This window comes from Bacteroides clarus YIT 12056, from assembly GCF_900129655.1.
Classification (GTDB): Bacteria; Bacteroidota; Bacteroidia; order Bacteroidales; family Bacteroidaceae; genus Bacteroides; species Bacteroides clarus.
Map to the genome: position 1 here is coordinate 82984 of NZ_FQWK01000002.1, position 12397 is coordinate 95380.

Sequence of the window (12397 nt, forward strand, 5' to 3'; positions counted from 1 at the left end):
AACTGTCAAGATGAAAAAGCAATGGATTATCGTCTGCCTTTCCGGTATGTTAACGGCAAGCGTGCAGGCGCAACAATCAAACTATGTCTCCGAGGTATGGGTTGCCGACCAAGGAAACGGAACTTACAAGAACCCCGTTCTCTTTGCGGACTACTCCGACCCGGATGTATGTCGTGCAGGCGACGACTTCTACCTGACTTCATCCAGCTTCGGCTGTCTGCCGGGATTACAGATTCTTCACTCCAAAGACCTCGTAAACTGGTCTATCATCAGCGCCGCCGTGCCTGCCGCGCTGCCGCCCGTTACAACACCCGAACGTCCGGAACACGGCAACCGCGTATGGGCTCCCAGCATCCGGCATCACAACGGTGAGTTCTATATATTCTGGGGAGATCCCGATCAAGGAATATTCATGGTGAAATCCGCTAAAGCGGAAGGCCCATGGAGCGAACCTGTACTGGTGAAAGAGATTAAAGGCATTATCGACACGTGTCCGCTTTGGGATGAGGACGGCAAAGTATATCTGGCGCATGCATACGCCGGCAGCCGCGCCGGGCTGAAAAGCGTAATCTCCGTATGCGAACTGAATGCCGGCGCAACGAAAGCAATCGGCCCGTCACGTATCATTTTCGACGGCCACGAAGCCCACCAGACATGCGAAGGCCCGAAACTCTACAAAAAAGACGGCTATTACTACATATTCCTCCCTGCCGGAGGAGTAGCAACCGGCTGGCAGGTGGTGCTTCGCTCCAAGAACATTTACGGCCCTTACGAAAGCCGCACCGTGCTTGCACAAGGCAACACCCCTGTCAACGGGCCTCACCAGGGCGGATGGGTGGATACTCCTACCGGCGAGGACTGGTTCATGCACTTTCAGGATGTAGGCGCCTACGGACGGGTGGTACATTTGCAGCCTATGAAGTGGATAGACGGATGGCCCGTAATAGGCACGGATAAAGACAATGACGGATGCGGCGAACCCGTGCTGACTTACCGCAAGCCCGATGTAGGCGGAACATATCCGACCTGTACCCCGCAGGAAAGCGACGAGTTCGACGGATATACCCTCTCCCCCCAATGGCAATGGCATGCCAACATCAACGACAAATGGGCCTATTATGCCGGCGACCGGAGCATGGTACGCCTTTACTCGCATCCCGTAACGGAAGATTACAAAAACCTATGGGATGTACCCAATCTGCTGTTGCAGAAAACCCCGGCGGACAATTTTACGGCAACCATGAAACTGACATTCAGCCCCAATCCCAAATACAAGGGAGAGCGTACCGGGCTGGTTGTCATGGGTATGGACTATGCCGGACTAATCATGGAAAATACGGAGCAAGGCCTTATGCTTTCGCAAGTCACTTGCCGGAAAGCGGATAAAGGAACAGCCGAAAAAGCAAACGGCAGTATTTCCCTGAACAATCCCACCGTATATCTGCGTGTCAAGTTCAGCGCCGACGGTGAGAAAGTGAAAAAGACAGACGACCTGCTTGTACTCTGCCAATTCAGTTACAGCCTCGACGGCAAGAAGTTCCGACCGCTCGGAGAGACGTTTCAAGCCAGAGAGGGTAAATGGATAGGCGCCAAAGTAGGCATGTTCTGCACGCGTCCCGCCATTCGCGCCAATGACGGCGGCTGGGCCGATGTCGACTGGTTCCGCATCACAAAGAAATAGTCACCTTAATCAAAATATCATTTTAAGAAACAAATATCCCTATTATAACTTATGAGAAACAGAATCACATACTTACTCGCCTGTCTCGTCGTTTCGAGCGGCAGCCTTGCACAATCTATCTACAAGGACAACAGTTACAGTCCGGCAGAGCGTGCGGAAGATTTGGTAAAGCAACTTACATTGGAAGAAAAAGTCGCCTTGATGATGGATAATTCCAAGCCGGTAGAGCGGCTGGGCATCAAGCCGTACAACTGGTGGAACGAGGCCTTGCACGGAGTGGCCCGCAGCGGTTGGGCAACCGTATTTCCGCAACCCATCGGCATGGCGGCTTCATTCTCTCCCGAAGCCCTGCACACCGCTTTCGTCGCCGTATCCGATGAAGCCCGCGCCAAGAATGCCGCATATTCCGCGGAAGGAAGCTACAAACGCTATCAGGGATTGACAATCTGGACTCCCACCGTCAATATCTACCGTGACCCTCGCTGGGGACGCGGCATAGAAACCTATGGAGAAGACCCGTATCTGGCAAGCGTAATGGGTGTCAGCGTCGTGAAAGGCCTGCAATGCCTGGACGAAAACGAGAAGTATGACAAAGTACACGCTTGCGCCAAACATTTTGCCGTACATTCCGGCCCCGAATGGAACCGCCACAGTTTCAATGCGGAGAACATCAGTCCGCGCGACCTGTATGAAACCTATCTCCCGCCTTTTGAAGCCTTGGTAAAAGAAGGAAAAGTAAAAGAAGTGATGTGTGCCTACAACCGCTTTGAGGGTGAACCGTGTTGCGGCAGTAACCGGCTGCTGAACCATATACTCCGCCGGGAATGGGGTTACGACGGCATTGTCGTAGCGGATTGCAGCGCCATCAGCGACTTCCACAACGACAAAGGACACAAGACCCATGCCGATGCGGCATCCGCCTCTTCCGCCGCCGTCTTGAGCGGAACAGACCTGGAGTGCGGTTCCAATTACCGTTCGCTGACGGAAGGAGTAAAGAAAGGCTTCATCGATGAAGCGGATATCGACCGTTCAGTAAAGCGGCTTCTGCAAGCACGTTTTGAATTAGGCGAGATGGACGAGCCGGACCAGGTGAGATGGGCGCAGATACCCTACTCGGTCGTTTGTTCCGACAAGCACGACTCGTTATCGCTGGACATGGCACGCAAATCCATGACACTGCTCCTGAACAAGAACAATGCACTGCCTCTCGAACGAGGCGGAACGACTATCGCGGTAATGGGGCCTAATGCCAATGACTCGGTAATGCAGTGGGGCAATTACAACGGTCTCCCCAAACGTACCATAACCATTTTGGACGGTATCCGCTCGGCCATGGGCAAGGATGACAAACTCATCTACGAACAAGGATGTTCATGGGTGGAGCGCACACTGATACGCAGCGTATTCAACCAATGTAAATCCAAGGAAGGCGCCGGTTTCAGCGCCCGCTACTGGAACAACACAGAGTTTAAAGGCGCACCCGCAGCCACTTCCCGACTGACTACCCCGTTCCGTCTCTGTACTTCCGGAGCCACCGTTTTCGCTCCGGACGTAAACCTGACCGACTTCTCCGCCACGTATCAAAGCGTATTCACCCCTCAGGAGACGGGAGAAGTAGTCTTCGACTTCTATTGCTACGGTTCCGTCAAACTGCTGGTGGACGGCAAAGAGATAGGCAGCTTCACAAACAAACACGGCAGCCGTCCGCGCGCCTACGGAATGCACGTGGATGCCGGAAAATCGTATGACATCGAAATCAAATTCCAATACTTCTCCAGCGATGCCCAGCTCAACTTCGATTTGGGCTTTAAAGAAGAAGCGGACATACAGCGTTCGGTAGCAAAGGTGAAAGACGCCGACGTCGTAATCTTTGCAGGCGGCATCTCCCCTCAACTGGAAGGCGAGGAAATGGGTGTGAAGCTGCCCGGCTTCAGAGGTGGCGACCGTACGGACATCGAGCTGCCTGCCGTTCAGCGGGAAATGATTAAGGCGCTTCATGACGCGGGAAAGAAAGTGATTTTCGTCAACTGTTCGGGCTCGCCCATTGCCATGGAACCGGAAACGGAATACTGCCAGGCCATACTGCAAGCATGGTATCCGGGACAATCGGGCGGTAAAGCCGTTGCCGAAGTGCTGTTCGGCGATTACAACCCCGCAGGACGGCTGCCGGCAACATTCTACCGCAATCTTGCCCAGTTACCGGACTTCGAGGATTATAATATGGCAGGACATACCTATCGTTTCTTTAACGGCGAACCGCTCTTCCCCTTCGGCTACGGTTTGAGTTATACGACGTTCAAATACGGCAAAATACAACTGAAATCATCCGCCCAAACAGATGAAACCGTAAAAATCACCGTACCGGTGACCAACACAGGCAGCCGCAACGGCGAAGAAGTAGTGCAGGTGTACCTCAAAAAGCAAGGCGAAACTGACGGGCCTGTCAAGACTTTACGCGCCTTTAAACGCGTGTATATCCCCGCAGGAAAGACCGTGAAAGTCGAATTGGAGTTAACGCCCAAACAATTGGAATGGTGGGACAGCGCCACCAATACGATGCGTACCATGCCCAACACATTCGATGTGATGGTAGGTGGAAGTTCCAAAGACAGCGATTTACAGAAGAAAACGCTGAAACTGCTATAAAAGGACGGCCGTAAGGCTTATAAATCAATACAGCCATACCGCCTGCCATCGGCGGTTCCCATATAAGAAGCCGGGAGTCTTATCCAAAGAGACTCCCGGCTTCTCCATGTAGCAACGAAAGTGCCGGCACGTGGTACAGAAAGTACCGCCACATGGTACACTTGGTACCAACGGTTGGAACTTCAGATACCAACGGTTGGTACACCTGCTACCAAAGGCAGGTACTTCGAATACCAACGGTTGGTACTTGAAGTTTCAACCGTTGGTATTTCCGGTAATATCAGGGAGAAAACTTATCAGTACCGTATGCAAGGACGGAATGTATCAGGGAATGTACAGGAAAGCCTAAATAAATAGGGGATAAACCAACCGCGGAATGCTGAAGTTCGGTTTATCCCCTTACTGCGTAGGAATATTAATCAATCAAAGAAATACGGACAAGTTTAATTCTGTGTCAACAATCTCTTTTCCGATATCTTATCATACTCTTTACCGTCGATGGTAATATTCGTGGTGTTTTCCACTTGCAGATAAGTATTGTCGGCGGTTTCTATCTCGATATTTTCCAAAGTGACGCCGGCCACCTTATTGATGAAAGCTCCTTTCTGCGCGTCGGTTATCCGCATGTTTCTGACGGAAAAGTTCTCGATAGGCATTTCCGGCAGTCCGTTCAGGAACATGGCACGTCCTGCGCCTTTGCAGGAAATATTGGAGATATGGATATTCTTGAAAGAAGGAGTTTCCTCGGTCACTGCGGGCACAGGAGCGCCGGGAGCATCTTTCACGGCATAGTACAGGTCGGCTATCAGGGCATCGCCCGGAATGTTTATCATATTGATATTATCCACATAGACGTTTTCCACTACTCCGCCACGGCCGCGCGTACTCTTAAAGCGCAGTCCCACGTCCGTACCGATGAATGTACAGTCTGCCACATATACATTCCTGACACCGCCGGACATTTCACTGCCTACTACGAACCCGCCGTGTCCATGCAGCACTGTGTTGTTCTTTACCAGCACATTCTCGCAAGGTTCTCCGCGGCGACGGCCGTCGGCATTCTTACCCGACTTTATGCAGATAGCATCGTCACCTGCGTCGAACAGGCTGTTTGTCACCACTACATTCTTACATGACTCCACATCGAGCGCATCACCATTCTGCGAGTACCAGGGATTGAATACTTTGACGCCGTTCAAAGTCAGGTCTTCGCAAGAGAGCGGATGCAAGCACCAGCTCGGTGAATTGCGGAACGTAACGCCTTCCAGCAACACTCGTTTGCTTTTGACAATACTAAGCAGTACAGGGCGCAACCAACGCTTCATACCTTCCCACTCACTATCCGATATTTCTCTTTTTTCTTTGCTTCCGGTCAGAATAGAAGCTTTCAGAGCCCCTTCATTAGGATACCATACCTTACCGGACTCATCTACCACTCCACCCGACTTGAGCAAGGATTTCCATTGACCGTCGGTCATTTTATTACGTTTCACCGGTCGCCAGCTATCGCCCGAACCGTCGAGTACTCCATGGCCTGTAATGGCTATGTTCTCCGCATTCATCGCCGAAATAGGCGACTGGCAACGAAGCATATCCAAACCCTCGAACGAGGTACGCACCAACGGGTATAAATCGGCATCACCGCTGAAAAGCACAAGGGCGTTCTTTTCGACATGCAGGTTGACATTGTTCTGCAGTACGACAGGGCCTGTGAGCCACAGGCCTTCGGGAATAACCACCTTTCCCCCTCCTTTCTCGCTTACTGCTTTAATGGCATTGTTGATGGCTTCGGTGTTCAGTGTCTCACCGTCCGCTTTTGCACCGAAATCACGAATATCCACTTGATAGTCGGGAAAGGACGGACGTTGTACAACGGGCATATCAAAGGGAAGAGCTTCGTAGAGGTCTTCAATATATGTATCGTTGTGTTGTTCTGTCGAGGTACTTTGGCAAGCGCAAAGCATCCCTAAGATGACGGGCACGAAGCCCGTCATTTTCAGTAAGTTGTTCATATTTGTTATAAAGCTTTTAATTAGTATGCCGTATGGTTACTTTACTCTTGAAACCATGAAGCGTCTGCATTACTGTCCCAACTCATTATTTTTTCCCGGCTACCGAAATTTGCATTAAACTCCGATTCATTGAGATTACGTACAGTGGCTCTCACCGCCTCAGGAATAAGATTATAGAATTCGGCACCCGATTCATTCGTACAACCATACATCTTACAACCTTCGGTAACAGTAGGTTGATTGGGAACCAGCGGTTTATTTTTTTCAACGAAATTCTGTCCGTACGTATCGGCAAACGTACAATTCAAGAAGGTAAGATTATCAGGTTCATACTGATAGATTAACGTAGATTGATAGCCTGCCCCTACTGTAAATCTGCAACGGTCGAATACATAACCCAGATAACCTGCCTTAACACGAGCCTGCATCACGGCACGGGTACCGGTAGGCGCATGCAGTTCACAATCTTCAAATAATACGACTTTACCCGATCCCCAAATGAAGTCCGTACCACCCGCAATGTAGCAGTTGTAAAACCAGTTGTATCCACCGCCGGGAAGCAACGTATCCTGATAACTCAGAATCCGGCAATTAAGAAGTGCCGCCGACTTATTGTCGATGAAAAGAGCCTCTGCCTGTCCATTTTTACCCAATGTCCAGCCATAAGCATTCTCGATAGTCAGGTTTTCAAAACGGATGTGTTCGGAGTTCCCTTGAAGTATCACAACCGAGCGACCGCCGGAAGAAGGCACAACAGTACCTGTCGGTGCAAACTGGTCAATATTCGTACCGCCACCGATACCACCGTTTATATCATTACTATTGTCATACTGAATATTGACCGCCGTATTGTCATTCGGATTACCTTTGATGGTAATATTACTCTGATCACGCAGATAAATCATCTCTTGATAAATACCATCATCCATTTGGAATATCTTTTGTGCATTCAAATCAATGTTAACGGCACAATAGTCAATGGCTCCTTGTAATGTATAGAAATGAGCATTCATATCGGCATGACTTATCTTCAGTTGGTATTCCTGACCGTGGATAACGGGCGCAGCTTTGGTTTTGAATGTCCATGCACGACCATAGATACCTGCAAAGTCTTCCTGAACAATAGCGTTCTTATCAATTACAACGTAATATTCCGTATCAAAGTCCAGACGTTGCTGGTGAGGCTTGATGATAAAATCGTTTCCTTCCACCCGCGCCGGATAATAGTTTACGACACGGCGGCTGACAGAAGAGCCTTGGGGCGTTACGCCAATAATATCCATCCAAGTATTGAGCAATGTTTCTCCATCTTTAATGGATACCCGGCCTTCTCCCATATTAATCTCATCCACCATCTTATGGTCGCTCTTACGGTAAATACGGATATACCCGCTCTCCCCCAATTCAGGTGCCACACCTTCGAAAGAAATCTTCAATTCGGTATCGGCAAATGCATCGGTCGCTTCATTGGCAGGGAAAAGATTATATCCGGCAGGCTTATGTCCGTCAGCCGTACCTTCTTCTTTGCTTCCATCATCCCAAGGAGCGGAACTATTACCGGCATCTACATCTTCCAACCGTCCTACAATAATATCGGCAGTAGGATCAATGTATATCCCAAATGTATATTGAGAACCCGGATTGAACTTGGGCAAACTGATGTCGAGGTCGGCAAATACCCATTCACGTGTTCTGCCATCCAGCACAAAAGATACTTTATAGGCATTACTTAATGCAGTAGGCAGAATAATAGCTTCCCGATAGTCCGTGGCAGTATTCACATAGGGAGCGATATCCGCAACGGCAGCCTCGTCCGTAGTCAATACTCCTGTCTGCACGTTGAATGAAGCCGAAACGGGCATTCCCTGTATCTTTACATCACTTACTGTCAAAGGTCTTTTCTCCATATCCATGAACTTCAGTACCACTTTGGAAAGGCGGTGAGTAAACTTCAACGCGATATCGGTATCACTCTCTTTATCATAAACATACGGTTCGGACGTAGTACCGTAAAGCAAATCGCAGGCTGTACTTCCATTGCTTTGGTCGGCTATTGCCACAGGATAATTGAAGTCCTGTATATCCGCATTGTACGGATAATAGGCAACGAACTTCACCGGAGTACCGTCATCCTGCACCGTAAGCGGCGTTTCCGAAGTAAAAGCCACCGATTGTCCGGCCTCTGTGCAGACATAGGGCGTATTGACGGCTTCCGATACAAGTTCGGAAGTTTCCGCATTCAATACGTAGGTTCCAATCTTATCCCCGTTTGTCCAGGACGTTCCGTCCTGTGTAATGCGGGTTGTAAATCCTGTCAAATCTACACCGAACGTAATCGCTCCGGAATTAAGGGCAGGATTGCTACCCGTCTCCTGCTCGTCATCCGAGCAGGAGAGGCATAGTAGGCCTAAAAGGGGATATAATAAGGTATGAAATAGTCTCATAGTTTTTATATTCTAAATAATATTACGATAGAAGCAAATGTTATTCTACTGACTTGTACCAACGCGGATCGCCGACTTTGGCATCAATCAAAAGCGTAAAATCTCCGTTGGCTGCATCCTGCATCAGTTCGGACATCTGATAATCCGTATTGAAGTTAACATTTTTAAATCCTCCCGTAGCAACTACATCCGTATCATCATTCTTTGCTGCATAGTTACCTTCCCCTGTGGATGCGGTGGTATTATAAGAAAGATTATCGTGTGAAGGGTCTATCAAAGCAGACACATTGTTTTCGTAGGTTATAACACAGCCATTACTCGTTCCCTGAATAGGTGTCTTATCCAAACTTACCAAAGTACAGTGCTGTACAATAATGGTCGGATTGGGAGCCGTTCCATAAGTATGCGGATGAATAGCCTGTCCTGACATTTTATAGAAAGTCGAATTGGTAAATACTAATTCTTTCGAACGATATTCTTCAAAGACAGCCGTCATATCGTGCATATAGCAATCGTCTACGATAAAAGAGGCCAAAGCGTTTCTGTCAGCATCATATTCCGTATTACCATTCCAATTACAGAGATGCTTCATTCCGCTAAGCTCGCATTTCTTAACTTCAATGACTGCATCTGCCGCAAACTGATTGGTAAGATTATCATCTGCGGCATTGCTCAATAGAGAAGTATTCTTATCACCCGTTATTTTCAGATTATTCAGAGCCAATCTTTGAAGACCTGTATTTATAATACTTTTCATCGCAACTTCCACCTGTTCTTCTCCGTCGCCCAACAACATCAGTTCCGTTACTTCGGCCGGTACGACAAGGTTCTCGCTAAAACTATAAGACGCGTCAGCCGCAAACAGCAAAGCAATCTTACCCGAAGCATTATTCAATACAGCAGTCAAATCCGTAGCCTCATTCACCGGAACCGTCGCATATCCGCTTGGTATTGCCGGATTGGTTTCGGTAGCATCACCATCTTCTCCCTCGCCCGGTTTCCAACCTTCCGTACTTCCATTACCTCCCGAAACCAAGTTACCAGACATATCTTTCAGATTAATATTAAATGTATACTCATAACCCGGATCAAACTTTGTCACTTTACTGGTTGACGGCACCATATACTGGAATCTTTCACCATTAGCATCAATAGTAACCGACATTACTTGCGCCAAACTTCCGGCAGGCAGCATTACACCTACGAAAGACTTATCCGACAATTTATGTAATGTTATCGCTTGCGGCATATCCTCTATGGCTAACTCACCTTTAAGAAGGTCGAATCTCGCAGTAGAATTCAATCCGTTGACTTTGACACTCTCTACTTTAACATCATCATTGTTTATATTGACATACAACAAAGCCAACTGGTGATGAAAGGTCAATGACAGTCCTTTACTCAACAAATCACCCGTACTCATGTCACCGGTTGACGCCCACATCAAATCATGTGCGGAAATACCTGCCGACTGGTCTGCAATATCTACATTATAAATGCCTGCACCCGCATCAACTTTACCCGCATCAGCAGAAGAGTACGGATAATACGCCATAAAGTAACAAGGTTGATCGTAAATACCGATACCACCGTCAGCAGCCACAAAATTTGTGGTAGCTGATGTTTCTTGTAAATCTGCGTTATATTGTATATTCATGGCAGAGTTTCGAATATTATCAGTTTCCGCATCCAACATATACACTCCGATGGCATCCCCTTGCTCCCACTTACTATCCAAACTGACACGTGTAGCAAAACGATCGGTACCGGATTGTATGGTTTCCAACTTTTTTTCACCCAAAGCATTGGAAGCCAATTCGTCCACCTCGCTGCATGCAGCCGCCAATGTGGAAGCGGCCGCTGCAAAGAATAAGTATCTAAGTTTCATACTATTAAATTATTAAGTTTGTAATTTCTATTGTTTCTTCCATTAATTTCTATTACTTATCTCATTTTTTATCAAGGTAACCAGCGCGTATCGCCTGCACGGTTAATTACAATAGGTGAAGAACCGTCCTTGATGGTAAGGTCTCCATTGTCCGGATCAACAAAAAGTTCCGCTGCCGTGATATCCAAATCCGTTGCATTCATCTTGGCACCACCCAATGCATAGTCCTTTGTCGTATAGTTATTGGAGAAATGAGTGGTAGTATTAGCACCCGCCACATATAAGTCTCCCGAAGGTGACGCAAGCACCATACCTTCAATGGTAAGTTCGGAACCAACTGCAGAGCTGATGTTAATCAATCGCTTGTTGAGACTATAGTTATAGATTGTAATATTCTTGAATTCCAACTGTATAGGCTTATCCACATAAGGCGCATAGAAAAGATTGCCCCAACCGAATCCTGCCGTTCCGTCATTATCACGGCTGAAAGTACAGTTACGGAACGCCGCCTTATCTATCTGGTCGTACGATGTCGGGTCGTTGAACGAACGTAAGTCTACCAAACCGTAACTACCCGTCTGCCATCCGCATTTGTCAAAACGGCAACCTTCTACTTCAAAGTTCATAATATGCTTACCGGTTGCTTGCTGATGACGCCAGAATCCACGGGTCAACCCGATGAAGTCACAGTTGACAAAGCTGACGCTCTCAAGAGTAAACGATTTATCGGCATTCATAAAGTATTTATTGTTGGAAGCATGCTGGAACTCAATATTCTCAAATTCCAATGATGTAATATACGAACCCTCCGCAATCTTCCACCAATCATCCAGAATCACTTTCGGCTTGACTCCATCACTGCTGCCCACCAAACGGAAACCTTTGGCAAGCTCGAACGGAGTGACGCGATAAGAAGAACCGGCAGGCAGATAATATTCCGTTCCTTCGGGAACTTCAGGGTTGAGGTCGTTTTCCTGCAACATGGCAGACAAGTCATCCGACGGCCCCACAGGTATGGAAGAAGCCGACGGCCCTGCGGTACGAAGCGTCACCGAGTTGTAAGGTTTATCATACTTACGAGGTTTGTTGGTATCATACACATTGACGGTATAAAGCGTATTCTTTGTCAACCCCTCAATCTCGGCATAGCCCTGCAACATTTCATCAATAGTAAGATAACGGCTGACACCCGGCAGCGTTGTATCCATCATCGGCATGACACTGATACTGTCCACCGGGTCTTGTTGATAGTTTTTCTTCCAGCGGATGACAGCCGACGTTTCGGTAATTTCCGTCTTGGAAACATCTTCGAGCAAACGCGTGAATTCCGGACGTTTCTCGGTAGATGCCGTAGCATAGCTCCACTGTGAATTGTTGACCGCATCGGCAGCATTGCTACGTACACGGATATAGTAGGTGGTTCCATAAGGAATATCATCTACAAACAACTGAGGCACCGTAGTCTCTTGCGCCATGAACAGATTGTTGTGATACTGGTCCAGGTAGTACTCTACGGTATAAGAAACCGCATCATTCACCTCGTACCACACAAGGCTGATAGAGTTTCCTGTCACTTCAGGCTCGTCCAACACGAAACGGGGCTGAAAGAGGTCGTCTATCTTATTGTATTTATCATCCGTACAGCCGGTAAGCAGCGCCCCACACAGCAATACGGGCGATGCGGCCATTATCAGTTTATGGAATAATTTTATCATAACTTTCTTCT

The 12397-nt window shown here is 48.0% G+C and carries 7 protein-coding genes; 3 read left to right on the forward strand and 4 right to left on the reverse strand.

The genetic code is table 11. From position 1 onward, the window contains the following. Positions 1-46: 46 nt before the first annotated feature. The 3 genes from BUB52_RS02540 to BUB52_RS15540 all read left to right on the forward strand — a co-directional run bounded on the left by BUB52_RS02540 (position 47) and on the right by BUB52_RS15540 (position 4676). Positions 47-1681 (forward strand): glycoside hydrolase family 43 protein, encoded by a 1635-nt coding sequence (locus tag BUB52_RS02540; RefSeq protein WP_254302500.1) that lies wholly within the window; start codon positions 47-49, stop codon positions 1679-1681. A 51-nt stretch (positions 1682-1732) separates the two neighbouring features. Beyond that, on the forward strand, positions 1733-4327 hold the full coding sequence (xyl3A, locus tag BUB52_RS02545) for a xylan 1,4-beta-xylosidase (RefSeq protein WP_009122397.1): 2595 nt from the start codon (positions 1733-1735) through the stop codon (positions 4325-4327). Positions 4328-4457: 130 nt separating this feature from the next. Further along, positions 4458-4676 (forward strand): hypothetical protein, encoded by a 219-nt coding sequence (locus tag BUB52_RS15540; RefSeq protein ID WP_087942770.1) that lies wholly within the window; start codon positions 4458-4460, stop codon positions 4674-4676. Positions 4677-4770: 94 nt separating this feature from the next. Here the strand turns inward: BUB52_RS15540 and BUB52_RS02550 are convergent, their stop codons facing one another. The 4 genes from BUB52_RS02550 to BUB52_RS02565 form a co-directional block, all read right to left on the reverse strand. Next, on the reverse strand, positions 4771-6339 hold the full coding sequence (locus BUB52_RS02550; protein WP_009122400.1) for a glycoside hydrolase family 28 protein: 1569 nt from the start codon (positions 6337-6339) through the stop codon (positions 4771-4773). Positions 6340-6380: 41 nt separating this feature from the next. Next, on the reverse strand, positions 6381-8783 hold the full coding sequence (locus tag BUB52_RS02555; protein WP_009122401.1) for a pectinesterase family protein: 2403 nt from the start codon (positions 8781-8783) through the stop codon (positions 6381-6383). A 40-nt stretch (positions 8784-8823) separates the two neighbouring features. Further along, positions 8824-10671, reverse strand: a complete 1848-nt coding sequence (locus BUB52_RS02560) for a fimbrillin family protein (protein WP_009122402.1) — start codon at positions 10669-10671, stop codon at positions 8824-8826. 71 nt (positions 10672-10742) lie between these two features. Then, complete coding sequence (locus BUB52_RS02565; RefSeq protein ID WP_009122403.1) at positions 10743-12386, reverse strand: DUF5123 domain-containing protein; 1644 nt, start codon at positions 12384-12386, stop codon at positions 10743-10745. Between the last annotated feature and the right edge of the window lie 11 nt (positions 12387-12397).

Coding starts and splice junctions, on each gene's coding strand:
- BUB52_RS02540 (WP_254302500.1), top strand. CDS start 47: ATGTTAACGGCAAGCGTGCAGGCGCAACAATCAAACTATGTCTCCGAG.
- xyl3A (WP_009122397.1), top strand. CDS start 1,733: ATGAGAAACAGAATCACATACTTACTCGCCTGTCTCGTCGTTTCGAGC.
- BUB52_RS02550 (WP_009122400.1), bottom strand. CDS start 6,339: ATGAACAACTTACTGAAAATGACGGGCTTCGTGCCCGTCATCTTAGGG.
- BUB52_RS02555 (WP_009122401.1), bottom strand. CDS start 8,783: ATGAGACTATTTCATACCTTATTATATCCCCTTTTAGGCCTACTATGC.
- BUB52_RS02560 (WP_009122402.1), bottom strand. CDS start 10,671: ATGAAACTTAGATACTTATTCTTTGCAGCGGCCGCTTCCACATTGGCG.
- BUB52_RS02565 (WP_009122403.1), bottom strand. CDS start 12,386: ATGATAAAATTATTCCATAAACTGATAATGGCCGCATCGCCCGTATTG.